The 24,976-nt window shown below is 64.8% G+C and carries 29 protein-coding genes; 23 read left to right on the top strand and 6 right to left on the bottom strand.

Annotated features, from left to right (window positions below):
• Positions 1 to 78: 78 nt before the first annotated feature.
• On the top strand, positions 79 to 1,776 hold the full coding sequence (gene ggt, locus ACRYLT_RS04580; RefSeq protein ID WP_482662926.1) for a gamma-glutamyltransferase: 1,698 nt from the start codon (positions 79 to 81) through the stop codon (positions 1,774 to 1,776).
• A 2-nt stretch (positions 1,777 to 1,778) separates the two neighbouring features.
• Here the strand turns inward: ggt and ACRYLT_RS04575 are convergent, their stop codons facing one another.
• Both ACRYLT_RS04575 and ACRYLT_RS04570 read right to left on the bottom strand, forming a co-directional pair.
• Positions 1,779 to 1,988, bottom strand: a complete 210-nt coding sequence (locus ACRYLT_RS04575; RefSeq protein WP_482662925.1) for a DUF2061 domain-containing protein — start codon at positions 1,986 to 1,988, stop codon at positions 1,779 to 1,781.
• A 60-nt stretch (positions 1,989 to 2,048) separates the two neighbouring features.
• Complete coding sequence (locus tag ACRYLT_RS04570; RefSeq protein ID WP_482662924.1) at positions 2,049 to 3,086, bottom strand: quinone-dependent dihydroorotate dehydrogenase; 1,038 nt, start codon at positions 3,084 to 3,086, stop codon at positions 2,049 to 2,051.
• Positions 3,087 to 3,188: 102 nt separating this feature from the next.
• On the opposite strand from ACRYLT_RS04570, the gene ACRYLT_RS04565 reads away from it, so the two are divergent.
• The 8 genes from ACRYLT_RS04565 to ACRYLT_RS04530 all read left to right on the top strand — a co-directional run bounded on the left by ACRYLT_RS04565 (position 3,189) and on the right by ACRYLT_RS04530 (position 9,521).
• Positions 3,189 to 3,596: an RrF2 family transcriptional regulator gene (locus ACRYLT_RS04565; RefSeq protein WP_482662923.1), complete on the top strand. Its 408-nt coding sequence runs from the start codon at positions 3,189 to 3,191 to the stop codon at positions 3,594 to 3,596.
• Positions 3,596 to 5,068 (top strand): Fe-S cluster assembly protein SufB, encoded by a 1,473-nt coding sequence (sufB, locus tag ACRYLT_RS04560; RefSeq protein ID WP_482665394.1) that lies wholly within the window; start codon positions 3,596 to 3,598, stop codon positions 5,066 to 5,068. The genes ACRYLT_RS04565 and sufB overlap by 1 nt, the downstream gene beginning before the upstream one ends.
• A complete protein-coding gene (locus ACRYLT_RS04555; protein WP_482662922.1) occupies positions 5,065 to 5,466 on the top strand; it encodes a hypothetical protein in 402 nt (133 codons plus the stop codon). Before sufB ends, ACRYLT_RS04555 begins: the two co-directional genes overlap by 4 nt.
• A gap of 200 nt (positions 5,467 to 5,666) precedes the next feature.
• Entirely contained in the window at positions 5,667 to 6,410 is a 744-nt protein-coding gene (sufC, locus tag ACRYLT_RS04550) for a Fe-S cluster assembly ATPase SufC (protein ID WP_482662921.1), read from the top strand.
• The gene (locus ACRYLT_RS04545) at positions 6,407 to 7,483 is read left to right on the top strand and encodes a SufD family Fe-S cluster assembly protein (protein WP_482662920.1); all 1,077 of its coding nucleotides are present in this window, start codon (positions 6,407 to 6,409) and stop codon (positions 7,481 to 7,483) included. Before sufC ends, ACRYLT_RS04545 begins: the two co-directional genes overlap by 4 nt.
• An 11-nt stretch (positions 7,484 to 7,494) precedes the next feature.
• A complete protein-coding gene (locus ACRYLT_RS04540) occupies positions 7,495 to 8,685 on the top strand; it encodes a cysteine desulfurase (RefSeq protein ID WP_482662919.1) in 1,191 nt (396 codons plus the stop codon).
• 9 nt (positions 8,686 to 8,694) lie between these two features.
• Positions 8,695 to 9,165, top strand: a complete 471-nt coding sequence (locus tag ACRYLT_RS04535; protein ID WP_482662918.1) for an SUF system Fe-S cluster assembly protein — start codon at positions 8,695 to 8,697, stop codon at positions 9,163 to 9,165.
• A complete protein-coding gene (locus tag ACRYLT_RS04530) occupies positions 9,162 to 9,521 on the top strand; it encodes a HesB/IscA family protein (RefSeq protein ID WP_482662917.1) in 360 nt (119 codons plus the stop codon). Before ACRYLT_RS04535 ends, ACRYLT_RS04530 begins: the two co-directional genes overlap by 4 nt.
• On the opposite strand, the gene ACRYLT_RS04525 is transcribed toward ACRYLT_RS04530, so the two are convergent.
• Positions 9,518 to 11,812: a S8 family peptidase gene (locus tag ACRYLT_RS04525; protein WP_482662916.1), complete on the bottom strand. Its 2,295-nt coding sequence runs from the start codon at positions 11,810 to 11,812 to the stop codon at positions 9,518 to 9,520. The two genes, ACRYLT_RS04530 and ACRYLT_RS04525, sit on opposite strands and share 4 nt — an antisense overlap.
• Positions 11,813 to 11,915: 103 nt before the next feature.
• Here ACRYLT_RS04525 and ACRYLT_RS04520 point away from each other — a divergent pair, with 103 nt between their 5' ends.
• The 3 genes from ACRYLT_RS04520 to ACRYLT_RS04510 all read left to right on the top strand — a co-directional run bounded on the left by ACRYLT_RS04520 (position 11,916) and on the right by ACRYLT_RS04510 (position 14,414).
• Positions 11,916 to 12,590 (top strand): pyrimidine 5'-nucleotidase, encoded by a 675-nt coding sequence (locus tag ACRYLT_RS04520; protein WP_482662915.1) that lies wholly within the window; start codon positions 11,916 to 11,918, stop codon positions 12,588 to 12,590.
• On the top strand, positions 12,587 to 13,408 hold the full coding sequence (gene dapD / locus ACRYLT_RS04515; RefSeq protein WP_482662914.1) for a 2,3,4,5-tetrahydropyridine-2,6-dicarboxylate N-succinyltransferase: 822 nt from the start codon (positions 12,587 to 12,589) through the stop codon (positions 13,406 to 13,408). Before ACRYLT_RS04520 ends, dapD begins: the two co-directional genes overlap by 4 nt.
• A 100-nt stretch (positions 13,409 to 13,508) precedes the next feature.
• Positions 13,509 to 14,414, top strand: a complete 906-nt coding sequence (locus ACRYLT_RS04510) for a DMT family transporter (protein ID WP_482662913.1) — start codon at positions 13,509 to 13,511, stop codon at positions 14,412 to 14,414.
• On the opposite strand, the gene ACRYLT_RS04505 is transcribed toward ACRYLT_RS04510, so the two are convergent.
• Positions 14,411 to 14,992 carry a TlpA family protein disulfide reductase gene (locus ACRYLT_RS04505; RefSeq protein ID WP_482662912.1) on the bottom strand — a complete coding sequence of 194 codons (582 nt, stop codon included), beginning with the start codon at positions 14,990 to 14,992 and terminating at the stop codon, positions 14,411 to 14,413. The two genes, ACRYLT_RS04510 and ACRYLT_RS04505, sit on opposite strands and share 4 nt — an antisense overlap.
• A gap of 19 nt (positions 14,993 to 15,011) precedes the next feature.
• Here ACRYLT_RS04505 and argH point away from each other — a divergent pair, with 19 nt between their 5' ends.
• The 5 genes from argH (at position 15,012) to ACRYLT_RS04480 (ending at position 18,823) form a co-directional block, all read left to right on the top strand.
• The gene (argH, locus tag ACRYLT_RS04500; RefSeq protein ID WP_482662911.1) at positions 15,012 to 16,388 is read left to right on the top strand and encodes an argininosuccinate lyase; all 1,377 of its coding nucleotides are present in this window, start codon (positions 15,012 to 15,014) and stop codon (positions 16,386 to 16,388) included.
• Complete coding sequence (locus ACRYLT_RS04495) at positions 16,385 to 16,666, top strand: hypothetical protein (RefSeq protein ID WP_482662910.1); 282 nt, start codon at positions 16,385 to 16,387, stop codon at positions 16,664 to 16,666. Before argH ends, ACRYLT_RS04495 begins: the two co-directional genes overlap by 4 nt.
• A 74-nt stretch (positions 16,667 to 16,740) precedes the next feature.
• A complete protein-coding gene (gene galU / locus ACRYLT_RS04490; RefSeq protein WP_482662909.1) occupies positions 16,741 to 17,598 on the top strand; it encodes a UTP--glucose-1-phosphate uridylyltransferase GalU in 858 nt (285 codons plus the stop codon).
• A complete protein-coding gene (locus ACRYLT_RS04485; protein WP_482662908.1) occupies positions 17,598 to 18,551 on the top strand; it encodes a zinc transporter ZntB in 954 nt (317 codons plus the stop codon). Before galU ends, ACRYLT_RS04485 begins: the two co-directional genes overlap by 1 nt.
• Positions 18,548 to 18,823, top strand: coding sequence for an HNH endonuclease (locus ACRYLT_RS04480; protein WP_482662907.1), 276 nt, complete (start codon positions 18,548 to 18,550; stop codon positions 18,821 to 18,823). Before ACRYLT_RS04485 ends, ACRYLT_RS04480 begins: the two co-directional genes overlap by 4 nt.
• Here the strand turns inward: ACRYLT_RS04480 and ACRYLT_RS04475 are convergent.
• The gene (locus ACRYLT_RS04475; RefSeq protein WP_482662906.1) at positions 18,820 to 19,386 is read right to left on the bottom strand and encodes an HNH endonuclease; all 567 of its coding nucleotides are present in this window, start codon (positions 19,384 to 19,386) and stop codon (positions 18,820 to 18,822) included. The two genes, ACRYLT_RS04480 and ACRYLT_RS04475, sit on opposite strands and share 4 nt — an antisense overlap.
• Positions 19,387 to 19,580: 194 nt before the next feature.
• Here ACRYLT_RS04475 and gluQRS point away from each other — a divergent pair, with 194 nt between their 5' ends.
• From gluQRS to egtD, 5 genes are read left to right on the top strand one after another with little or no spacing between them, the layout of a single operon-like run.
• The gene (gluQRS, locus tag ACRYLT_RS04470; RefSeq protein ID WP_482662905.1) at positions 19,581 to 20,447 is read left to right on the top strand and encodes a tRNA glutamyl-Q(34) synthetase GluQRS; all 867 of its coding nucleotides are present in this window, start codon (positions 19,581 to 19,583) and stop codon (positions 20,445 to 20,447) included.
• A gap of 9 nt (positions 20,448 to 20,456) precedes the next feature.
• Positions 20,457 to 20,660, top strand: coding sequence for an HIG1 domain-containing protein (locus ACRYLT_RS04465; RefSeq protein WP_482662904.1), 204 nt, complete (start codon positions 20,457 to 20,459; stop codon positions 20,658 to 20,660).
• A gap of 10 nt (positions 20,661 to 20,670) precedes the next feature.
• The gene (locus ACRYLT_RS04460) at positions 20,671 to 21,246 is read left to right on the top strand and encodes a cob(I)yrinic acid a,c-diamide adenosyltransferase (protein WP_482665393.1); all 576 of its coding nucleotides are present in this window, start codon (positions 20,671 to 20,673) and stop codon (positions 21,244 to 21,246) included.
• A gap of 52 nt (positions 21,247 to 21,298) precedes the next feature.
• Positions 21,299 to 22,585, top strand: a complete 1,287-nt coding sequence (gene egtB, locus ACRYLT_RS04455) for an ergothioneine biosynthesis protein EgtB (protein WP_482662903.1) — start codon at positions 21,299 to 21,301, stop codon at positions 22,583 to 22,585.
• Positions 22,585 to 23,550 carry an L-histidine N(alpha)-methyltransferase gene (gene egtD / locus ACRYLT_RS04450; protein WP_482662902.1) on the top strand — a complete coding sequence of 322 codons (966 nt, stop codon included), beginning with the start codon at positions 22,585 to 22,587 and terminating at the stop codon, positions 23,548 to 23,550. The genes egtB and egtD overlap by 1 nt, the downstream gene beginning before the upstream one ends.
• Here the strand turns inward: egtD and ACRYLT_RS04445 are convergent, their stop codons facing one another.
• Positions 23,551 to 24,582, bottom strand: coding sequence for a DUF1176 domain-containing protein (locus ACRYLT_RS04445; RefSeq protein WP_482662901.1), 1,032 nt, complete (start codon positions 24,580 to 24,582; stop codon positions 23,551 to 23,553). It abuts the gene before it with no gap.
• A gap of 96 nt (positions 24,583 to 24,678) precedes the next feature.
• Between ACRYLT_RS04445 and ACRYLT_RS04440 the strand changes: the two genes are divergently transcribed.
• On the top strand, positions 24,679 to 24,975 hold the full coding sequence (locus tag ACRYLT_RS04440) for a YggT family protein (protein WP_482662900.1): 297 nt from the start codon (positions 24,679 to 24,681) through the stop codon (positions 24,973 to 24,975).
• The last annotated feature ends 1 nt before the right edge of the window (position 24,976 follow it).

Below are 24,976 nucleotides of genomic sequence, written 5' to 3'. Positions count from 1 at the left end.
GCCACGCCCGAGCGAACGTGGACGGCTTTGCGCGCATTGGCTAGGGCACCTTTCCCGAAACGCGCGAAGGGATCGAAGATGGGAGCGTCACTGCGTTTGTTATGGCTGATCGCCGCCGCCGCCATAGCGAGCTGCGCGACTCCCACTCCGACCGTCCCTGCCGAGCCGAAGCCGTCGATCTATGTGACGGCCGCCAATCCTCTCGCCGTCGAAGCGGGCATGGACGTGCTTCGCCGCGGCGGCAGTGCCGTCGATGCCGCCATCGCCGTCCAGGCGATGCTTTCGCTGGTCGAGCCGCAGAGCTCCGGAATCGGCGGCGGCGCCTTCATGACCTATTATGACGCCTCCGAGCGTCGGGTGACGGTCTATGACGGCCGCGAGACCGCACCGGCCGGGGCGACGCCCGACATGTTCCTCGACGACAATGGCCAGCCTCTGCCCTTCCGCGAGGCCGTGGTCAGCGGCCGCGCAACCGGCGTGCCCGGAGTGGTGCGGATGCTCCATCTCGCTCATGACGAGCATGGCCGCCTGCCCTGGAACAGCCTCTTCGGCGATTCCGAGCGAACCGCTCGCGAGGGGTTCACCGTCAGCCCCCGGCTCGGCCGGATGATTGCGGGCAACGGGCCGCAGAACCATGCGCCTGACGTTCGCGCCTATTTCACCGAGCCGGACGGGAGCCTGCTCGATGTCGGCGACCGCCTCCGCAACCCGGCTTATGCCGATTTCCTCCGCAGGTTGGCCGCGGAAGGACCTGACGCGCTTTATCGCGGTCCGACCGCCCAGCGAATCGTCGAGCGGACCCGAGCGGGACCCTTGCCCGGCTCGATGACTCTGGCAGACTTGGCCGCCTATCGGCCGGTCAAGCGGGAGCCGCTTTGCCGGACCTACCGGCTCTACCTGATCTGCGTTCCGCCTCCGCCTTCGAGCGGAGTCGCCCTGCTGCAGCTCATGCTGATGCTGGAGCGGACGGATATCGGCGCTCGGTCGCCCTCCGATCCGCAGGCCTGGTATCTTTTCGCCGAGGCAAGCCGGCTGATGTATGCCGATCGGGACCGCTATGTCGGCGACCCCGCCTTCGTTTCGGTTCCCGTCGAGGGCCTGCTCGATCCGGCTTATGTCGCTGCGCGAGCGAGGCTGATCGGCGAACGAGCGGGCGAGCCGCCACTTCCTGGCAATCCGCAAGGCGCCCCGCAGGCGGCACGCGATTCCACTCGGGAGCCCGCGGGAACGTCGCACTTCGTGGTGGGCGACGCCTACGGCAACGTCGTCTCGATGACCACCACCGTCGAGTCCATCTTCGGCTCGGGCCGGATGGTCGACGGCTTCTTCCTCAACAATCAGATGACGGACTTTTCCTTCCAGCCGCGCGACACTCAGGGACGCCCGGCAGCCAACGCGATCGCCCCCGGGAAAAGGCCGCGCTCATCCATGACTCCCGCCATCCTGCTCGCGGACGGCCGCTTTGCCGGGGCAGTCGGCTCGCCGGGCGGCAATGCCATTCTGGCCTATGTCGGCAAGGCGCTGGTCGGAGTGATCGACTGGGACCTGTCGATGCAGCAGGCGATCGATCTCCCGAACCTGATCGCGCGCGGCGGAACCTTCAACGGCGAAGTGGACAAGTTCCCGGCACCAGTGATCGAGGGCCTGCGCACCCGTCAGATCCTGCTTCGCCCGGGTCAGGGAGAGGACTCCGGTCTTCACGGGATCTTCCTGCGTCAGGGCCGTTTCGACGGCGGCGCCGATCGCCGTCGCGAGGGCGTTGTCGCGATCGAGTGACCCTAGACCGGGCTCGTGCGCCGGCCGAACAGGCGAAGCCGACCGTTCCAGGCCCTTTCGTGGAAGAAATAGGCGATGGCGTTGCAGCCAGGCTCGATCAGGGCGAAGCCGCCGGCGATCGCCACCGATCCGGTCAGCAGATAGCCGATCGTGAAGGCGACGGTCAGGTGAAGCGCCAAATAGGTCAAAGTCTTGATGAGCTCGCGCGGCATGGGCATCTCCAACCCATCAAATGAGTGGCAAGCCGTCGGAGTTCCAACGGAATTTCCCGTTCACACTGATCGGTCGGAAGTGCCTCTCGCCTCGGTGATCGATCCGAAGCCGTGGAGTTTGAGCAGGCGAAGAAGCTCGGCATTGATCCGTTTGGCCAAGCCCGGCCCTTCATAGACGAGGCCGGTGTATAGCTGCACCAGGCTGGCTCCGGCACGAATTCGCTCGAAGACATCGACGCCATTCTCGATCCCGCCCGCCGCGATCAGCGGCATCGTTCCGCCGGTTGCGCGCGCGAAATCGCGCAGCCGTTGCAACGCAAGGGCCTTGAGCGGAGCGCCGGAAAGGCCGCCCGCCTCGTCGCGGTGGCTGGATCTCAGCACCGGACGACTGACCGTCGTATTGGCGACGATCAGGCCGTCCAGCTTTCGCTCGGCGACGATCCGGGTGATGTCGTCGATATCGGCGACGGTGAGATCGGGCGCCACCTTGAGGAAGATGGGCGGCCCGACCCCGCGCGCCTCCGCCACTGCCGCGAGCAGTTCGTCGAGGGCTGCCTTGTCCTGGAGCGCACGAAGCCCGGGCGTATTCGGAGAGGAGATGTTGACCGTCAGATAGTCTGCGACCCCTGTCATCGCGACCACGCCCGCGACATAGTCCGCGATCCGGTCCGGGCTGTCCTTGTTCGCGCCAATATTCACGCCGACGGGACCGATGCCGCTCGACTGGAGGCGCGGAAGAGCGTCCGCCTGACCACGATTGTTGAAGCCCATCCGGTTGATCACGGCCCGATCCTCGACCAAGCGGAAAAGGCGCGGCCTCGGATTTCCGGACTGCGGTCTTGGAGTGAGCGTACCCACTTCGACGAAGCCGAAGCCGAAGCCGAGCATCTGCCGCCAAACTTCCGCATCCTTGTCAAAGCCGGCGGCGAGCCCCACCGGGTTCGGAAATGTGAGGCCGGCAACCTGGCTGGTGAGCCGCGGATCCGGAGCGGGCGGAGGGCTGGCCGGCAGCCGCTTGAGAATCCTGACCGTCAGTCGGTGAGCTGCCTCCGCGTCGAGCGCAAAGGCGATCGGCCGCACAAGGGGGTAAAGCGCCATGGACCTGCCTATGGCAGCCCCTCCGATAGGGGTCAAAGCGCGGGTTGATTTACGTCGCCGGCGCGCCCACATGCCCAATCGGAACGAATCGGTCCGATTGACATGCGCCTTACCTCCCTTGCCGATTATGCGGTCGTAATGATGGCCGCCGCCGCCCGACATCAATCGGGCGCCCGCCTTTCCGCAACCCTGCTCGCGGAAGAAACGGGCGTTCCCCTGCCGACGGCGCAGAAGCTGACCGGTCGCCTGGCCGCGGCCGGCCTGCTCGAAACCGCTCGCGGGACCGGCGGCGGCTTTCGGCTCGCCCGGCAAGCCGGCGAGATCAGCCTCGCCGACATTGTCGAAGCGGTCGAGGGGCCGATCGTCATGACGAGCTGCGTCGATTCCGAGCGGCATGACTGCGCGCTCGAAGGCGCCTGCCAGGTGAGGCCGCACATGGGTCTAGTGAACGGGGCGGTTCGGGGGGCGCTGCAAAGCGTCAGCCTGTCCAGCCTCGCCGAGGTGAAATGATGGAAGACGTACGTAATCGCGAAGCGCTGGAAGCCGCCGAGCGGGCCGCCAAATATGAATGGGGCTTCAGTTCGGAGGTGGAGCAGGAATTCGCGCCCAAGGGGCTGAGCGAGGAAACCGTTCGCTATATCTCGGCCAAGAAGAACGAGCCGGAATGGATGCTCGAATGGCGGCTGAAGGCCTATCGCGCCTGGCTGACGATGGAGGAGGTCGACTGGGCCAAGCTCGACATCCCCCCGATCGATTTCCAGGATGCCTATTATTATGCCGAGCCGAAGCAGAAGCCGACGCTCAAGAGCCTCGACGAGCTCGATCCCGAAATCCGCCGCACCTACGAGAAGCTTGGGATTCCGATCGAGGAGCAGAAAGTGCTCGCCGGAGTCGAGGGCGCGCGCAAGGTGGCGGTCGATGCCGTTTTCGACAGCGTCTCCGTGGCGACGACGTTTCGGGAAGAGCTGAAGCGAGCCGGAGTCATCTTTCTTTCCATCTCGGAGGCGATCCGCGAGCATCCTGAACTGGTGCGCAAATATCTCGGCAGCGTGGTTCCGCAGCGCGACAATTATTACGCCTGCCTCAACAGTGCGGTCTTCTCCGATGGGACCTTCGTCTATGTGCCGGAGGGCGTCCGCTGCCCGATGGAGCTCAGCACCTATTTCCGGATCAATGCGGCCAATACCGGCCAGTTCGAGCGCACCCTCATCGTCGCCGACAAGGGCAGCTATGTTTCCTATCTGGAAGGCTGCACCGCGCCGATGCGGGACGAGAACCAGCTCCACGCCGCCGTGGTCGAACTCTACGCCCATGAGGATTCGGAGATCAAATACAGCACGGTGCAGAACTGGTATCCCGGAGACTCGGAGGGCCGAGGCGGGATCTACAATTTCGTCACCAAGCGGGCGATGTGCGCCGGCGCTCGATCGAAGGTGAGCTGGACCCAGGTCGAGACCGGATCGGCGATCACCTGGAAATATCCGTCCTGCATCCTCAAGGGCGAGAACAGCGTCGGCGAATTCTACTCGGTCGCGCTCACCAACAACCGCCAGCAGGCCGACACCGGCACCAAGATGGTTCATATCGGCGCCGGCAGCCGCTCGACCATTGTCTCGAAGGGGATCAGCGCCGGCCAGTCCAACAACACTTATCGGGGGCTGGTGCGAGTCAATGGCGGCGCCGAGAATGTCCGCAACTTCACCCAGTGCGACAGCCTGCTGCTCGGCGACCGGTGCGGCGCCCATACCGTGCCCTATATCGAGGTCAGGAATCCGACCGCGCAGATCGAGCATGAGGCGACCACGTCGAAGATCAGCGACGACCAGCTCTTCTACGCGATGAGCCGCGGCCTCTCCCAGGAGGACGCCGTCGCCCTGATCGTCAACGGCTTCGCCCGCGAAGTCCTCCAGCAACTGCCGATGGAGTTCGCCGTCGAGGCGCAGAAGCTGCTGGGGATCAGCCTGGAAGGAAGCGTGGGATGACAGCTGCGCTGTTGATCGCCTTGGCCATCGCCCAGAACCCTGCGGCGCCGACCCCGGAGGCGTCGGAGGAGATTCACGTGATCGGCGAACGCCTCAAGACCTGGCGTGGCCGGGTGAGCGAGCAAGGCTGGGAGATCAACTGCATCACGACGACGTCGAGCGGCGACCCCGATGTCGACCAGATCGGCTGCAGTGCCATGCTTCAGTGCGTCGGCGAACATCGCGGGCAGATCGTCGCCATGGCGGCGGCCCGGCGGCGGGCCGAGCGGCGTGCCCTGCAGGCGACCGTCGACCGGGAGGTCGGCGCCTGCTTTGGTCGTCAGCACGACGCGCTCGTCGCCCAACTGGCAGACCGGCGCTTCCAAGCCCGGTCGGGAGGCGTAGATGCCGACCGCTGAGTTTGGCGATGGCGGATCAGACGGGATCATTCCGGCCCTCCGCACCGGGCCGGTTGGCGGTCCGGCCGCTCGCCCTCATCACGTGGTCGGCCTTGTCGATGATATTGGTGCGCCTGAGCGCAAAAGCGAAGGCTTTCGAAGTCCGGTGATCGCTACCTGACGGTTTCAAACTGTGCGGCGGAGGAGGCCGCGATAATCTGATGCTGCAGATCGAAGACATCCACGCCGAGGTCGATGGCAAGGAGATCCTAAAGGGAGTCAGCCTGACCGTCCGCAGCGGCGAGATCCACGCCATCATGGGACCCAACGGGTCCGGCAAGTCGACCCTCTCTTATGTGCTCGCCGGCCGGCCGGGCTATGAGGTGACCAAGGGCTCGGTCACGCTCGACGGGCAGGACTTGCTCGAACTGGAGCCGCACGAACGGGCCGCCAGGGGCATGTTCCTCGGCTTCCAATATCCGGTCGAGATTCCGGGCGTGTCCAACGTCCAGTTCCTGCGCACCGCCTTGAACGCGCAGCGCCGGGCGCGCGGCGAGCCGGAGCTGTCCGCCGGAGAGTTCCTGCGCCTTGCCCGTGAGCAGGCGCAGCGGCTCGGCTTTGACATGGAAATGATGAAGCGCGGCGTGAATGTCGGCTTTTCCGGCGGCGAGAAGAAGCGCAACGAGATGGTTCAGATGGGGATCATCGATCCTCGGCTCGCCATTCTCGACGAGACGGATTCCGGGCTCGACATCGATGCCCTGCGCGTGGTCGGCGACGGCATCAACAGGATCATGCGCTCGCCGGGCAAGGCCGTGCTCCTGATCACCCACTATCAGCGCCTGCTCGACCTGGTCGAGCCCGACTTCGTCCATGTGCTCGCCGGCGGCCGGATCGTCCGCTCCGGCGGTGCCGAGCTCGCCCTGGAGCTCGAGCGCGAAGGCTATGGAGCGGTTGCGGCATGACTCTGCTCGACCTGCCTTCGAACCGGGCGGAGGGCTGGCGCTGGAGCGACCTTTCGCCCCTTCCGGAGCTGGCCGGTCGTGCACCCACCGGCCGGGTTCCGGAGGCCCTGCCATGGATCGAATCGGAGGGACCTCGACTGCTTTTCGTCGACGGCCGCTTCGATGAGGCCCGAAGCACGCCCGGCCCGGTGGAGATCGGCAGCGTTTCGGTCAGCGCCGCCGACCATCCGCTCGGCCGGCTCGCCGGGCGATCCGGCTGGAAGCTCAAGCTCGGCCGTGATCATGCGACCGGTCAGCCTGTCCAGCTTGTCCATGTCTCGACCGGCGCAGCGGATCATCTCGCTGCGGAGATCGAACTGGACGTGAACTCCCAGGCTTCGGTGGTGGAGACGTTCGTCGGTGACGGCTGGGCCAACCGGCTAACGGCGATCACGCTGTTCAAGGGCGCTCGGCTGATGCTCAGCCGTCGGCTGCTTGGGACCAGCGGCTTCGTCAGCCTGACCGATCGTGCCACGGTCGGCGAGGGGGCCAGCCTGGTCGTAGCGGCCCTCGCCGCAGGGGGAACCGACACGCGCTTCGACGGCTCGATCCGCCTCGCGGGCGCCGAGGCTTATGCGGAAGCGGCCGGAGCCCTGCTCGCACGCGGTCGCCAGCGGCACGATTCCAATTATGTCATCCGTCACGAGCAGCCTTCCGGAATGAGCCGACAGCTCTGGCGCTCCGTCGCCGACGATCGCGCCATCTGCTCGGTCGCTGCTCGGGTGGAAGTCGCGCGAGGCGCGCAAAAGACGGACGGCGAGCAGTCCCTGAAGGGGATCCTCCTCGACCGGGGTGCCACCATCAACGCCAAGCCGGAGCTGGAAATCTTCGCCGACGACGTGAAATGCGCTCATGGCGCGACCGTCGGTGAGCTCGACCGCAACGCCCTCTTCTATCTGGAGAGCCGAGGCGTCTCGCCGGAGGAGGCCAGGGCTCTCCTGACCCGGGCCTTCGTTGCCGACGCTCTCGACCGAATCGGCGAGGAAGAGGTTCGCACGGCATTTTATGCGGATTCGGAAGGGTGGTTCGCCTGATGGACGCCATCATGTCCGCTCGCCCTCTCGACTGGCTCGCCGACTTCCCGGCGATCCCTGAAGGTTGGGCTTATCTCGACAGCGCCGCTACCGCTCAGAAGCCACGGACGGTGATCGAGGCCATCGATCGTGCCTATTCCGAGACCTATGCCACCGTGCATCGTGGCGTCTACCAGCGGTCGGCCGACATGACCCTGGCTTTCGAAGCAAGCCGCCGCCGCGCCGCCGAGTTCATCGGTGCGGCCGGACCGGAGGAGATAGTCTTCGTTCGCGGAGCGACGGAAGGCATCAACCTCGTGGCGCAAAGCTGGGGACGAGCCAATCTGAAGCCGGGCGACAGGATCCTGCTTTCGGAGCTCGAGCACCATAGCAATATTGTCCCCTGGCAGCTGATTGGCGCCGAGATAGATGTGGTTCCGCTGACTCCGGATCATCGCATCGATCTCGATGCGATGGCGGCGATGATCGGGCCGCGACACAAGCTCGTGGCGCTCGGCCACGTGTCGAACGTGCTCGGTTCCGTGGTCGATGCCAGGCGAGCCGCCGAAATCGCTCACGGCGTCGGCGCCAAGCTGCTTCTCGACGGCTGTCAGGCGGTTCCGCGAATGCCGGTCGATGTGCAGGATCTCGGCTGCGATTTCTACGTCTTCTCCGGTCACAAGCTCTACGGCCCGACGGGAATCGGCGTTCTTTGGAGTCGCTTGGAAATCCTTGAAGCCATGCCGCCTTGGCAGGGTGGCGGGGCAATGATCGAGAAAGTGACTTTCCAGCGAAGCAGCTACGCTCCACCGCCGGCGCGTTTCGAGGCGGGTACCCCTCATGTCGTGGGGGTGCTCGGGCTTCATGCGGCGATCGATTACGTGACCGGAATCGGACTCGAGGCGATTGCCGCACATGAGGCGGCACTGGTTCGCGAAGCGCGTCAGGCGCTGTCGAGCCTCAACAGCGTTCGCCTTTTCGGGCCGGAGGACAGCGCCGGCATCGTCAGCTTCGCCGTCGAGGGGGTGCATCCGCACGACGTCGGTACCATATTGGATGAGAGCAAGGTCGCGATCCGCGCCGGTCACCATTGTGCCCAGCCGCTGATGGCGGCGCTGGGCGTGGACGCGACCGCGCGGGCGAGCTTCGGCGTTTATAACGGCCGGCAGGATGTCGAGGCGCTGGTTCGCGGCATCGAGCGAGTGACACGGATTTTTGGATAGGATCTTCGAGTGAACGAGCAGCGGAAGATCGAGACCGAGGAAGTTCAGAGCGTGGCGCCGCCGCCCAAGGCGCGCGTCGCCGACGTGCGCGAAGGCTTCGAACGGAAGAAGGATTATCTGGAAGGCTTCCTGGCCCAGCAGCCGCGGCCGGCCGAACCGGAGCCGGTTGAGCCTGGGGGCGACCTCTACGAGCAGGTGATCGAAGCGCTGAAGGAAATCTACGACCCGGAGATCCCGGTGAACATCTACGATCTCGGCCTCATCTACGACGTCCAGATCACTCCGGAGCATCATGCCCGGATCAAGATGACGCTGACGACGCCGCACTGCCCCGTCGCCGAATCCATGCCCGGCGAGGTCGAGCTTCGAGTAGGCGCGGTCCCGGGTGTCGGCGACGCGGAAGTGGAGCTGGTCTGGGATCCGCCTTGGGACCCGCAGAAAATGAGCGACGAGGCGAAGCTAGAATTGGGAATGCTATGACGGTGGAAACGAAGATCAGGGCTCGGCCGGCTCCGGTTCGGTTGACGTCGGCCGCGGAGGCGCGAATCGCCGATCTCATGGCGCGAGCGCCGGAAGGGACGATCGGCGTGAAATTGTCGACTCCCCGGCGAGGCTGTTCGGGCCTGGCCTATTCGGTCGACTATGTCACCGAAGAGCAGCCTTTCGACGAGAAGATCGAGACGCCGGGCGGTACCTTCTTCATCGACGGCGCCTCGGTGCTGTACCTGATCGGCTCGACGATGGACTGGCGCGAGGACGATTTCACGGCTGGCTTCGTTTTCGACAACCCCAACGCCAAGGGCGCCTGCGGCTGCGGCGAAAGCTTCACCGTCTAGAAGCCCAGGCTCAGCCTGATCGCCGCCCCCAGGTCGTTCCTTGCCGCCTCGATATGGCCGGGCTCGCGCCGAAGGAAGGCATTGGCGCTCAGATGCCCCGCGCCGCCGAGAATGCCGATGCCGTACGCCGCCTCGAAATCGATCTCCCGGCCGGTCGGCGCCAGGCTGAAATTGCGCAGCTCATAGCCGACACCGAGCGTGGAATAATCGTAGGATACGGGGACGTTCAGCAGATAGCCGCCCGAGCGGACCCGCAGCGGCTGCATGACTCGAAAAGCGAGCCGGTCTCCGGGCGCGAAGGCGCCCTCCCGCTGCAGGTCCAATGACCAGGCATCGGTGGCGAGTTTTCCCCCGGCGACGAGACCGTTTCCGGCGGTCATGGAGGTCCAGCCCCGTCGATAGCCCAGACCAGCGGCCCATCCTGAGCCGAAATCGTAACGAGCGCCGGCGTCGAGGAACCAGCTGGTCGATCCGCCGGGGGCGAAAGCGAACCGTCCGCCCAGCACCGTCTCCTCCTCGCCGAGGCGAGTCAGGCCGAGCGAGAGATTGGCCGCGCCGAATCGCCGATCGGCGGTGACGGAGGAGAGGCTGTAGCCCGGCTCTTCCCGGCCAACGCGCGGGCCGGTCCGGTGCACGCGACCGCGTTCGCCAGTGACGGTCAGAGCGACCGGGCCGAGATCGTGGCGTACGCCCATGCTCGCTCCGCTGTCCGCGAAGAAACCGGCTCGGCCCATCGGATCGCGCGCGACAAGGAAGGGCGTGCCGCCTTCGTTCGCCAGCCTCTGCTGCAAGGTTCGTCCGCTTTCGGAAAAACCGAGAGCGAGGGCGGTTCGCGGAGTGAGTCGACTGACCGCGTAACCGGCGACGGCGCGCGCAGCGCTGGCATCCTCATAGGTCAGTCCGGTCTGAGCCACTCCGACCCAGGGCTGGCCACCGAGGTTGCGGCGCACCGTTACCGAAACCATCGTGTGACCGGCGGAAGCGAAGCCGGTCGACAGATCGGCCTGCAAGCCCTGCTCGAGCGGTCTTTGCTGCGGAGCCCGGCTGATCCTGTCGGCGAGGTCCACGGCATAAGCGCGCGAATAGCCGTCAAGGATGATCACACCTTTCATCTGTCCGCCGGCATCGCCCATCGGTTCCGATGCATCGCCTTCGCCGGCGTCGGAAACCGGAGTTCCGCTCCCGGCCATTGCCAGCTTGCCCTGGGGCTCAAAGGCCCGAGCGATGTTGAGGATTCCATTGCCGAAGACCGGGTCGCGTCCCGTTGCGCCCGCATCGTCGGCGGTGGAAAGAAGGAGCTGGACGATCTGCGCTCCGGTCAGGTTCGGAAAGGCACTGGCGAGCAGGGCTGCGGCGCCGCTGATCACCGGCGCCGAGAATGAGGTGCCGGACCAGAGCGTGGCGGTCCCGTTCTCGTCGATCGTGCGTACCCGACTGCCAAGCGCGACGAGATAGTGCGCGGCGCCCGCGCCCGCCTGATTGGAGAAGCTCGCCATGTTGCGGCTGTCGTCCATGGCCCCGGCGATGATCACGTGGCCGCTTGCATTGTTCGCGGTCCCGAGAGCGAACGCGCTGGGATCGGGCTTTGCCTCATTGCCAGCGGAGATGACGACGACGATCCCGGCCGCTGCGGCGCGTCGGGCAGCGTTCAGAACCGCCGAGCCGACCCCGTCGCCGCCGAGCGAAAGGTTGATTACCTTGGCGCCATTGAGACGGGCATAGTCGATCGCCTGTCCGAGCGCCGTGTCCGAATGCTTGCAGCCGTCATTGGGATCGCAATTGTTCGGATCCGCCGTGTTGAGCGACAGGATCAGCGATTCGAAAGCGACTCCGGCCGATCCCGAGCCGTTGCGATTGGCGGCGATCACTCCGGAGACGGCGGTGCCGTGGCCCTCGCTGTCGCTGACGCCGCGGTTGCCGGCAATGTCCCGGCTCGCGGGATGGATTCGACCGGCAAATTCCGCAAGATTCGGGTTGATACCGCTGTCGACCACGCCGACGGTCACGCCCTGGCCGCGGCCGCCCGCATTCCAGCCCTGGATCGCCCCCGAGGACACGGCGCCATTGGAGCGCCGATATTCGGAGTCGTCATAGTTGACCGCGGCCGGAGCGGGCGGCGGAGGTGGGGGAGGAGGCGGTGGCGGTGGCGGTGGCGGAGGAGGTGGAGCCGGCGGCGCCAAGGGAACCGGCTCGGGACGGGGCCCGGACCCGCCCCCGCCGCAGCCGGCAAGCGCGATCGCCGCCACGCAGACGGACAGGATCAATCGTGTACGGGTCGCCCTAACAGCCATCCCACTCTCCTAAGATACTCTATTATATGTGATTTTCAGCCGCTACTTATCCGATTCATCCTTTCAATTTCCTGACGGTGCAAAGCCGGCTAGGTCGGCGGCCATGCGTTCCGATCTGGCCCATGTCGAAACCTGGATTTTCGATCTCGACAATTGTCTCTATCCGGCATCGAGCAACCTGTTCGAGCTGATCGACCGCAGGATCGGCGAGTTCATTCAGCGGCTGCTCGGAGTCGACCCGGTCGAAGCGCGCAGGATCCAGAAGCAGCACTTCCGCGATCATGGCACCACCCTGGCCGGACTCATGGCGGAACAGGGCATTTCGCCGAGTGAGTTTCTCGACTTCGTTCACGACATCGATCTGGCCCGGATAACCGCAGACCCCGCTTTGGTGGCCGCAATGGACCAGCTACCCGGCCGGAAGTTCGTCTTCACCAATGGCGACGGCGCTTATGCTCGACGCGTTCTCGACCGCCTGGGACTCGCCAACGCCTTTGACGGAATGCACGACATTCACGCCATGGAATATGTGCCGAAACCCAACGCCCGCGCTTATGCGGCCTTGTGCGAGCGACATGGCATCGATCCCAATCGGGCCCTGTTCGCGGAGGACATGGCGCGCAATCTCGTGCCGGCAAAGGCGCTCGGAATGACGACCGTGTGGGTCGACAATGGTTCGGACCAGGCAAGCCACCAGGCCGATCTCGCCTTTATCGATTTCCGCATCGCCGATATCGGCGAATGGCTGAACGCGATCACAAAGGAAGAGGCGCAATGAGCGAGGCCCTGCAACAGACGATCGACTCCGCCTGGGAGCGGCGGGATACGATCAGCGCCGGCGACACCGACGTGGCTTCGGCCGTCGAGGAGGTCATTCGGCGGCTGGACTCCGGCGAGGCCCGGGTCGCCGAGAAGGAGGCGGCGGGCTGGCGAGTCAATCAGTGGCTCAAGAAGGCCGTCCTCCTCTCCTTTCGACTGAGCCCGATGGAAGCCATTGCAGGTGGTCCGGGCGGCGCCGCCTGGTGGGACAAGGTGGCTTCGAAATTCGTCGGCTGGAGCGAGAACAACTTCGCTTCGGCGGGATTCCGCGCCGTGCCGGGCGCGATCGTTCGGCGCGGCGCCTATATCGGCAGGGGAGCGGTGCTGATGCCGAGCTTCGTCAATATCGGCGCTCATGTGGGTGAAGGAACGATGGTCGATACCTGGGCGACGGTCGGCAGTTGCGCCCAGATCGGCCGCAACGTCCATATATCCGGCGGCGCCGGAATTGGCGGCGTCCTCGAGCCGCTCCAGGCCGAACCGGTGATCATCGAGGATGATTGCTTCATCGGTGCTCGCTCGGAAGTCGCCGAAGGCGTTATCGTGGAAGAGGGTGCGGTTCTGTCGATGGGGGTGTTTCTCGGCGCGTCGACCAAGATCGTCGACCGTGCCACCGGAGAGATAAGCTACGGCCGGGTTCCGGCTTATTCCGTGGTGGTTCCCGGAACCCTGCCGGGCAAGGATGGCGGCCCGAATCTCGCCTGCGCCGTCATCGTCAAGCGAGTCGACGCTCGCACCCGCGCCAAGACCGGAATCAACGACCTGCTCCGCGACTGAACGATAAATGCGGCTTATGGAATCGGCCGCAAGTTTCGTGACGGATCCGGCGGTACCGTCGACTAGAGTGGCGGCCATGAACTCCGGGATCAGCCTTCGAATGAGCGGACGCGATTGGGCGACGCTCGCCTTCCTGTCCATCCTGTGGGGCGGCTCATTCTTCTTTATCGACATCGCCGTCGAAACCGTGCGGCCCTTCTCCTTGGTGTTGGTCCGGGTGACGATCGCCGCAGCGATCCTGCTCCTCGTCCTGCAAGTGAGCGGCCGGAACCTGCCTTTCGAGCGAAGGATTCTGGGGCCACTGCTGGTGCTGGCGCTGCTGAACAACGCCATTCCTTTTTCGCTATTCGCCTGGGGCCAGCAGCATATTGCCGGCGGACTGGCCTCGATCCTCGCAGCCACCACGCCGCTCTGGGGAGTCCTCGTTGCCCATGGCTTCACTCCTGACGAGAAGGCGACGCCGCTCAAGCTGATCGGCGTGGCGATCGGCTTTTCCGGAGTGGCGGTGATGATCGGTGGCGATCTTCTTCTCGAGATTGGCAAAGCCGATCTGCTCGCGCAATTCGCCTGCCTCGCGGCGACTTTCTGCTACGCCTTGGCCGGCGTTCATGCCCGCCGGTTCCGCCGGATGGGGGTGGCTCCGATCGCCGTCTCGGCCGGACAGCTCAGCCTGACGGCCGTGGTCATGCTGCCCCTCGTCCTGATCTTCGAGCCGCCCTGGCGCTCTTCGGCGCCCGCCCCCGAGGCTGCCGCTGCCATCCTCGCTCTGGCCGTCTTTTCCACCGCCCTGGCCTACATCCTCTACTTCCGGCTGATCGAGGCCGCCGGCGCCACCAACGCGCTCCTTGTCACCTTCCTCAATCCGGTAACGGCCGTGATCCTGGGCGCCACGATACTGGGCGAGCTGCTGGCGCCGAGACATTTCGTCGGTCTGGGCCTGATTGCAGTGGGTCTGGCGGCGATCGACGGGCGGCTGCTCAGACGCGGTCAGACAAGGACCGCCTAGCGCGCTTCCGCCAGGAGCCGAGTCGTGCGTTCGTCGCCCCACTCGGCCATGCCGGTCATTCGCCAGACTTCGCGCCCCTGCGCGTCGTAAAGGATGGTGGTCGGCAACGTGTCGAGGCGAAGCTCCGTCATGATCCGCATTTCGGGATCGAGGAAGGCTTCGAGGCGCCCGAATCGATGCTCCCGAAAGAAGTCGGTCACCTTTTGCCGGCCGTTCAGATCCTGGCTGACGGTCAGAACGCGAAGATTGTCGCCCTCGCGGCGAGCGAGCGAGTCGAGGGCCGGCATCTCGACGACGCAAGGCGCACACCAGGTCGCCCACAGATTGAGCAATAGCGGCCGCCCTCGAAAGGCTGTGAGATTGACGGGCCGACCCTGCGGATCCTCGAACGGAACGGCCGGAGTCAGTGTGCCGGCATGAGAGCGGTCGAGGCGACCGGTGGGATAGGTCCGGGCCGGCGCCAGGGCATTGGTGACCGCTGCGGCCTCGCCTTGCGGCTCAGCCCCCTTTTGCCTATCGCAACCAGCCAGCGCGAGGCCAAGAACCAGGCTGAGGAGAGAGGCAATCAACGGCCGCAAGGAAACAGACTCCAATGCCATGTGGGGTGGTCGGTTCGCCGAGGGACCCTCGGCCCTGATGCGCGAGATAAATGCCTCCATCTCCTTCGACAAGCGGTTGTGGCGGCAGGACATCGAAGCGAGCCGCGCCCATATTGCCATGCTGGCCACGCAGGGGATCGTCTCCCAGGAGGATGCGGACGCGATCGAAGAAGGCCTCGACCGAGTCGCCGACGAATATGAAGCGGAGGGTGTTCCGGAAGACCCCGCGCTCGAAGACATTCATATGCATGTCGAGCATCGGCTTGCCCAGTTGATCGGCCCGCCAGCGGGCCGGCTTCATACCGCGCGCTCGCGCAACGACCAGGTGGCGACCGACTTCCGCCTCTGGGTTCGCGAGGCCATCGACACGGTGGACAAGCAGCTTGCGGCATTGCAGCGTACGCTCGTCCTTCGCGCCGAGGAACATTCCGCGAGCGTCATGCCTGGCTATACGCACCTGCAGGCAGCTCAGCCGGTCACCCTCGGCCATCATTTGATGGCCTATTACGAGATGCTCCGGCGCGACCGGTCGCGCTTTGCCGATGCGCGCGCGAGAATGAACGAATGCCCGCTCGGGTCGGCGGCACTCGCCGGCACCTCTTTCCCGCTTGATCGCGAAGCGGTCGCTCTGGCGCTCGGCTTCGACCGACCGACCGCCAATTCGCTCGACTCGGTGTCCGACCGTGACTTCGCGATCGACTATCTTTCGGCTTCGGCTCAGTGCGCCCTTCACTTGTCCCGACTTGCCGAGGAATTCATCCTCTGGGCAAGTCAGCCCTTCGGCTTCGTCCGACTGTCCGACAGCTTCTCGACCGGTTCGTCGATCATGCCGCAGAAGCGCAATCCCGACGCCGCCGAGCTCGTTCGCGGTCATTCCGGGCGGATCGTCGGCACGCTCGTGGCTCTGATGGGAGTGATGAAGGGACTGCCGCTCGCTTATTCCAAGGACATGCAGAACGACAAGGAGCCGGTGCTCGAGGCGCATGACCTGCTCACGCTCTCCATCGCGGCCATGGCCGGAATGGTCGAAACGAGCGAGTTCGACACCAATCGGATGAGGGCTTCCGCCGAGGCGGGCCATCCCACCGCGACCGACTTTGCTGACTGGCTGGTGCGCGAAGCGGGGGTGCCCTTCCGCGAAGCGCACCACATCACCGGCCGCGCGGTCCGGATGGCCGACGAACAGGGTGTCCCCCTTTGGGAGCTTCCGATCGACTCGTTGCGCGGAATCGATCCCCGGATCGGAACGGGCGTTTTCGATGTTCTTTCGCTTGATGCTTCCGTTAGAAGCCGGACCAGCTTCGGCGGCACGGCACCTTCGCAGGTGAAGAAGCGGGTCGAGGCCGCGAAGAAGATCCTCGGGATGAGCGAATGAGGCGAGACGCTCTGCTGATTGTCGCGGCCTTGCTCGCAGGTTGCGGCCTCAAGGAGCCGCTCGAGCCGCCGCCGGGCGGAAGTTTGCCCTCGGCGGCGCCAATGGCGAGCCGACCGATGAATTCACAGGAGCTGCTCACCCCGCCGCCCATCGCTCGGCCCGAGCGGGTCGACGAGCTGTTGCGTCGATCCGAGCAGCGCGAAGACGACCGGTTCGACCTGCCGCCGCCCGACCGGGTTGGCGGCAATGAAGTCGAATTGGAAGATGAACCCGAATGACTCTGCCCGGCGTTCGACCGGGCGCTTTTCGACTGAACTCAGCCCCTTTTTCCTGAAGAGAGTGAAGATCGCGAATGAAACCCGTCCGCAAGGCCGTCTTCCCCGTCGCCGGACTCGGCACCCGCTTCCTTCCAGCCACCAAGGCCATTCCGAAGGAGATGCTCACGATCGTTGACCGGCCACTGATCCAATATGCCGTCGAAGAAGCGCGTGAAGCCGGCATAGAGCAGATGATCTTCGTGACCGGGCGCGGCAAGGGTGCGCTCGAGGACCATTTCGACCTCGGCTTCGAACTCGAAACGACGATGAAAGGCCGGGGCAAGTCGCTCGACATACTGGAATCCACCCGCAGCGTTCCCGGAAGCGTCGTTTCGGTACGGCAGCAGGAGCCGCTGGGCCTCGGCCACGCCGTCTGGTGTGCCCGCGACATTGTCGGCGACGAGCCTTTCGCGGTGCTTCTTCCCGATGATCTGATGGTTGGTCGGCCGGGTTGCGTCGCGCAGATGGTCGAAGCCTATAACAAGGTCGGCGGGAACATCGTCTGTGCGCAGGAAGTGGCTCCGGAGCGGACCGCCAGCTACGGCATCATCACCCCGGGGACACGCGACGGTCGGCTGACCGAAGTCAAAGGCCTGGTCGAGAAGCCGAAGCCGGAAGAGGCCCCCTCCACGCTCGCCGTCGTCGGTCGCTACATTCTGCAGCCCGAGATCCTGGGAATTCTCGGAACGATCGGCCGGGGCGCCGGAGGCGAGATCCAGCTGACCGATGGAATGGCCGCGTTGATCGGGCGACAGTCCTTTCACGGCGTGACTTTCGAGGGTGAGCGCTACGATTGCGGGGACAAGACGGGCTTCGTTCTTGCCAATCTCGCACTGGCCCTGCGCCGCGACGATGTCGCTCCGGCGGTCCGGGCGTTCATCGCGGAGCTCTGATGCAGGGCGCCTTTCTCATCAATGACGGGCCGGTGCGCCGGCTGACGATCGATGAGGCGGCGGAATATCAGGGATTGGGCTTCCTCTGGGTTCATCTCGAGGGCAAGGACGAGCAGGACGTCGTCTTCATCAAGCGTCAGAGCGACATTCCCGACATTGCGGCAAGCGCTCTCGTGGCGACCGAAACCCGGCCGCGCTGCGACCGCATCGAAGAAGGCGCGATCGTCAATCTGCGCGGGCCGGGCGCACTCGACCCGGTGGATTCGGATCTGCTCGTATCGATCCGGCTGTGGGTGCGACGCAATCGGGTCACGTCGCTGAGCCGGCGTCCGATGAACGCAACGGCGCAGGTCTACACCCTCGTCGAAGCTGGCAGGATCCTCGACCCGGGCGATCTCGTGGCCGCTTTTGCCCGCGAAATCAGCCGGGAGCTGGATCCGCAGGTGGCCGGGCTTGGCGATGCGCTCGACGAATGCGAGAGTCAGCTCGACACCCGGAACATCTATCGGCTGCGGATGAAGATTGCCGAACTGCGATCCGAGGCGATCTCGTTCCGGCGCTTCGTGGCTCCGAATCGCGACGCGCTCAACACGCTCGGCGGCATGGATGTCGACTGGCTTGAGGAGCAGGACCGACTGCACATCCATGAAGCGGCGGACCGCTTCGCCCGAATGGCCGAGGAATTGGAGGCGGTTCGCGAGCGCGCTGCTCTGCTGCATGAACAGCTTACCGACCTTCGCTCGGAGCAGATCGACCAGCGCGCACTGCTCATCTCGATCGTCGCGTTCATCTTTCTGCCGCTGACCTTCGTCACCGGCCTGCTCGGCATGAATGTCGAAGGCATTCCCTATGCGGCGGAGCCCTGGGCCTTCTGGGGCGTGGTGGGCTTCTGTTTCCTCATCGGCGCGGTCGTGCTGGCCTGGTTCAGCCGGAGGCACTGGCTGGGGCGGTGAGCGATCCGCCGCTCTGCTTCCTGTGCGGCCGACCGCTCGGAAGCCGGATCGAATGGCACCACCCGGTGCCGAAGAGTCGCGGCGGTCGCGAAACGGTGCCAATCCATCCAATCTGCCATCGGACGATCCATGCCACCCTTTCCAACAAGGAACTGGAGCGCGGCTATGCCGATCCGGCTTCGCTTCGCTCGCACCCGGAGCTTGCCAGGTTCGTTCGCTGGATCCGCAACAAGGATCCCGACTTCCACGCTCCGACGCGTCGGCGACGCTAGGCTTCCAGTTCGATGTCCCAGTAGAGATAGTCGCGCCAGCTATCGTGGAGATAGTTGGGCGGGAAGCTTCGGCCGTGCTCCTGCAACTGCCAGCTTGTCGGCCGGAACGGATGCCGGCGAAGGTGCATATGGGCCTGGACCGGAGTTCGGCCTCCCTTGCGAAGATTGCAGGGGGCGCAGGCAGTGGTGACATTCTCCCAGGTGGTCCGGCCCCCCTGCGCGCGCGGGACAACATGATCGAAAGTCAGCTCGCTGAGGTCGCCGCAATATTGGCAGGAGAAGCGATCGCGAAGGAACAGGTTGAAACGGGTGAAGGCCGGATATTCGGATGGCCGCACATACTGCCGAAGCGCAATGACGCTCGGCAGACTCATTTCCATATTGGGGCTGTGCACCTTGCGCTGATACTGGGCGACAATGTCGACCCGCTCCAGAAAGACCGCCTTGACGGCGGTCTGCCATGGCCACAGGCTCAAGGGGTAGTAGCTGAGCGGAGTATAGTCCGCGTTCAGCACCAAAGCAGGGCAGCTTTCCGGATTTCGAAGGAGGTCGGGGTGGTACAAGGCTCAAAACGCTCCCGTCTCTCGGAGAACACCTCCTCGAAACGCCGCCCTCGAGCCTGTCGCACCCAGAACGAGGGAGAAATCGGGCGCCGCGGCCGTCTTCTCCTGTGTTCCGCCACGCAATGGCTGCCCCGCGTGACGTCATGATGACACCATAGGTAGCGACTCAGCGTCAAGCCAAAAGGCCTTTTCGAATGCAGCCCGTCACCCGCTTTGCGCCAAGTCCGACCGGTCGGTTGCATCTCGGTCACGCTTTCTCGGCGCTTCAGGCTCATGATTTCGCCCGCGAACGGGAGGGCGCGTTCCTTCTCCGGATCGAGGATATCGACGGCGGCAGGGCGAAACCCGAGTTCGTCGACGGGATCATCGAAGATCTGCTCTGGCTTGGGCTGCAATGGGATGGCGAGATCGTGTATCAATCCGAGCGACTGGCGGGCCATGCCGATGCTCTCGAGAGGCTGATGCGCAGGCGCCTTCTCTATCCCTGCTTCTGCACTCGGTCAGAAATCGCCGCAGAGATTGCCGCCAGCGCTTCCGCGCCGCATGGGCCGGACGGCCCGGTCTATCCCGGCACCTGCCGCCGGCTCTCGGAAGACGAGCGGAAGATCCTGCTCTCCCAGAAGCCGCATGCCTGGCGCCTCGACATGACTCGGGCCCAGGCCGTCGCCGGACCACTGACGTGGACCGATAAAGGACGGGAGATGAAGGCCGAGCCGGGCCTGTTCGGCGATGTCGTCCTGGCCCGCAAGGACATCCCCACGAGCTACCACCTTGCCGCGACGGTCGACGATTCCTGGCAGGGCATTACCGACATCGTCCGCGGCGAGGATCTGCTTTCCTCGACCCACGTGCACCGACTGCTTCAGGCGCTGCTCGGCCTGCCGACTCCGAGCTATCACCACCATCCTCTCCTGACCGACGCCGAGGGAAGACGGCTGGCCAAGCGCCACGGGGCGCCGACGCTCGCCGAATTGCGCTCTGGAGGTGCCGATCCCGCCCGGCTGTTGGAGGGGCTTCGAAAAGGGCAAATGCCGGCTGGATATTCGCTTGCGCAGGGGTAGAGAGGAAGCATGCAAACGATCCTCGCCATCATGCTCGTCCTTGCCGCCGGCGCGACTCTGTACGTCCTCATCAGGGGTGTGATCGGAATGGCTCAGCAAAAGGACATTAGCGGCCAGCGTTCGCAGGATCTCATGCGCAAGCGAGTGATGTTTCAGGCGGTCGCGATATTGATCGCCGTGGTGCTGCTGCTTCTCGCCAGCGGTGGCCGCTGAGGAGGCTGTTCTGGTTCGACTGAACAAGATCTACACCCGCACCGGCGACTCCGGGGAGACCGGGCTCGCCGACGGCTCCCGGATCTCCAAGTCCCATCCGCGCAGCCAGGCCATCGGCGACGTGGACGAGGCGAACAGCGCCATCGGAGTTGCGCTTCTCAAGCTGGAGGAGGAGCGCCTCCGGGCGATGCTCGGGCGCATCCAGAACGAAATGTTCGATCTCGGAGCCGATCTGGCAACGCCGGGCGAGGATTTCTCCCCGGGCGAGATGACCCTGCGTATCGTGCAGGAGCAGATCGACCGGCTGGAGCGCGAAATCGACGAGACCAACTCGGAACTCGAGCCGCTGCGCAGCTTCATCCTGCCGGGGGCAGTCGGCGGCGCTGCGGAGCTTCACCTCGCCCGTGCCATCGTTCGCCGAGCGGAACGGAGTGCCGTTGCCTGCGCGCGCGACGTTCCGGTCAACCCTCTCGCGCTTGTCTATCTGAACCGCTTGTCCGATCTCCTGTTCGTCCTGGCTCGGCTGGTCGCCAAAAATCAGGGAGGCGACATATTGTGGCAACCGGGAGCCACCCGACAGGGTTAGTTGTTCTTGTTTTGTGCCTTATCCTGAGTTAGTCCGGAGGCGGAGGCGGAGGATGGCAACGCTGAGCCGAACCGGCGGAGAGTTGGACCTGACGGAGCGGTTTCGCGAAGTCCGGCGACTCAGCCTCGACATTGTCGCGCCGCTCTCCGATGCTGACGCGACCATCCAGCCGATGCCGGACGCTTCGCCGGCCAAATGGCATCTCGCGCATACGACCTGGTTCTTCGAGACCTTTCTGCTGCGCGATCACGTTCGCGGCTACCGCCTGCATGACGATCGCTGGGCCTATCTGTTCAACTCCTACTATGAGGGCGAGGGCGAGCGGCATTCGCGACCGCGCCGCGGGATGCTGAGCCGCCCATCGCTGGAAGAGGTGCTCGACTATCGCGCCGCCGTCGACGACGCGGTCCTGGAGGCGTTCGACGACCTTCCCGCCGATCTTTTGGAGCTCGGGCTCAACCATGAGCAGCAGCATCAGGAATTGATGCTCATGGATATCCTTGCCGCCTTCGCGGAAAATCCGCTCCGCCCGGCCTGCTGGGATTCTCCTTCGCCAGCCCTTCCAGCCGTCCTGCCGCCATCGATCGAGTGGATCGACGGAGCGGTTGGGCCGGTCGAGGTCGGCCACGCCGGCGGCAGTTTCGCCTTCGATTGCGAGACCCCGCGCCACAAGGTGTGGCTTCATCCTCACGCTTTGGCGGATCGCCTCGTGACCAATTCGGAGTGGCTGAGCTTCATCGATTCAGGTGCCTATTCGGACCCGAAACTATGGCTGTCGGATGGCTGGTCCTGGGTTCGGGAGAACCGCATCGAGGCACCGCTCTACTGGAGCCGTGGAGCGGAGGGATGGGTCTGCTTTGGGCTGGACGGGCTTCGGCCGGTTCGACTGGCCGATCCGGTATGCCACATCAGCTATTTCGAAGCGGACGCCTTTGCCCGCTGGGCCGGCGCCCGGCTGCCTACCGAGGCGGAATGGGAGAGTGCGGCCGCGGGCATCGATCCGGCGTCGGGCAACCAGCTGGATTTCGCGGGACCGGTTCGCCCCTCTCCCGCCGGCGAAACCGCGCAGAAGGAATTGGCGCCTAGCCCTTGTCGGGCTCGGCAGCTGTTCGGCGATGTCTGGGAATGGACGGCGAGCGCCTATCTCCCCTATCCTGGCTTTCGTCCGGCCGAAGGCACTGTGGGCGAGTATAACGGCAAGTTCATGATCTCCCAGATGGTGCTGCGCGGCGGCAGCTGCGCGACTCCGCGCGGCCACGTGCGGGCGAGCTACCGCAACTTCTTCTATCCACATCAACGCTGGATGTTCTCCGGCCTCCGCCTGGCGAAGGATCAGTAGTGGACATCTACGCACCGCGTCCGGCCGCCGACCCTGCCTTTCGATCCGATGTCCTCGCCGGCCTTGCCGCCGCTGTCCCGGCCGTCCCCGCTCGCTGGTTCTATGACCGACGAGGCTCGGAGCTGTTCGAACAGATTACCCAACTGCCCGAATATTATCCTACCCGGACGGAGACCGCTTTGCTGCAGGCTTGCAGCGCTGAGCTCGCCGCGCGGCTGGACCCCGATGAAGCGGTGGTTGAGTTCGGCTCCGGTTCCTCGGCCAAGACTCCTATCCTCCTGCGGGCGATCAAGCCTGCCGCTTACGTGCCGATCGACATTAGCGGCGACTTCCTTCGGGAATCCGCGCAATCCGTTCAACGGCAGTTTCCCGAGCTTGCCGTTCATCCGGTCGAAGCCGATTTCATGCGCCGGATCGACCTTCCGGACGAAGTCGCAGCCATGCCGAAGCTGGGCTTCTTCCCGGGTTCGACGATCGGAAACATGGTCCCGGCCACCGCCGTCGACCTGCTGCGCGCGATGAAGCAAACGCTGGGCGTGGGTTCCCGACTGGTTATCGGGATCGACCGGATCAAGGACGTCGAGGTCTTGCTCAGCGCCTATAACGACCCGGCCGGCGTGACGGCTGAATTCAATCTCAACCTGCTCCACCGGATCAATTCCGAGCTCGAGGCAGACATTCCGATCGAGGCGTTCCGCCACCGGGCTGTCTGGAACGATGCGCTGAGCCGGATCGAGATGCACCTGGAGGCCCTGCGCACGGTGGAGTTCACGGTTTCCGGAGCGCGGTTTCGGTTCGCGGCCGGCGAGACCATTCACACGGAGAATAGCCACAAATATGGTCATCGAGACAGCCGCCTCCTGCTTCGCGCCGGCGGCTGGGCCGTCCTCCAGGAGTGGACCGACGACCAGGAGTGGTTCTCCATCCTGCTCGCAGAAGCGGAGCCCCCGCGAAGCGCGCCCTGATCAGCGCAGGATCTCCGTCCGCCATGTGGTGACATACGTGACGGAGCCCCGGCATTCCGGCATTTCCTCACGGGCGACCAGCCGAAATCGTTCGCCATCCCACCCATAAGTGGAACGGCTGCCGCAGTCGCCGAGACCGCGACCCTTGGAGAAGTCGCCGATCGTCATGTTGTCCGGGTCCCAATAGCCATTGATGAGGACTCGAAGTCCTTCCTGCTCTTCCCAATCCTCCATGGGCAGGTCGAACGGCGCCGGATCGATCCGGATGGTCCCTCCGGCGCGGCTCGCGATGAAAGGTACGACGCTGAGATTGTAGGCGCCGGTGCCGCAGGCGAGCAGGATCAGCGACCGTCCTCCGCCGAGCGCGTGGCTGTCCGCTTCGTCAGGTCCCCCGACCTCGTCGAGCGTGCATCCCGATTCTCGCCGAAGCTGTGCGATCCGATCGCGGGAAAGGGCGAGCGGCGCCCCGCGGGCGACCGGAGCGATCTGGACGCTTGGAAGTCGCGGTGGCGGAGGAATCTCGCTGACAGGACGGCTGCCCGTGCGGATCAACGCCGTGGGCGTGTGGAGTCGCCCTTGCGCCTCGTCCATGTAGAGCAAGGCGTGTCTGAGCCCTTTCATCGAATAGGAGCCCATCACGGATCCGCCCGAATCCGCCATCTCGATCTTGTCGGCGTAGAGGATGCGCTCCAGCAAGGCCGACCGGTCCTCAACCTCGACGATGAAGCCCTCGTCCGATGGCACGATCCGTACCGGCAAGACCTCGCCGTGAACCGTCAGGCGAGCGGGCGAGCCTTCGACCTGAGCAATCCGCAGAGTCAGCTGCGCCTCAGGCTCAGGGCCTCGCTCCATCAGGATCACGCCGTCGCCCTCGAACTCCGAATCTTCAGGCCGGACTCCCACCGCCTGACAGCGCCGGCCATTGTCGCAGGCGATCACCCAGTCGTGGAAGACGTGGACCTCACGGGGAACGGGGGCCTGCGCGGTCAGGGCCGGAGGTGCCTGCAGCGCCAGGAGGATCGAGAGCAGCATGCTTCAGCCTATTCCGCAATCGCGCCCGGCGGAAGGCGGCATTGCCGGGTCGGCCCACCGTCGCTACATGCGAGCTCGACGGTCAACGGAGTAGCTATGGGTCAGGCCCTGTTCGGCATCGCGGAGCTTCTGCTTCGCGTATTGATGTACATAATCATCATCCAGGCGATCCTTTCCTGGCTGGTCGCCTTCAATGTCATCAACACCTACAACGATTTCGTTCGCTCCTTCCTTCGGGCCCTGGATCGAATCACCGAGCCGCTCTATCGGCCGTTTCGAAGGATCCTTCCGGATTTCGGCGGGCTCGACTTCTCGCCGCTGATCGTCCTGCTTCTGATCATCATCGTGAAGGACTATCTGCTTCCCGCAGCCTATCTCTCAGCCATGCAGTGAG

The organism is Sphingosinicella sp. SM1-17, assembly GCF_056821765.1.
The sequence above is the reverse complement of the archived record's forward strand: the minus strand, read 5'-3'. Positions and strand labels throughout refer to the sequence as shown.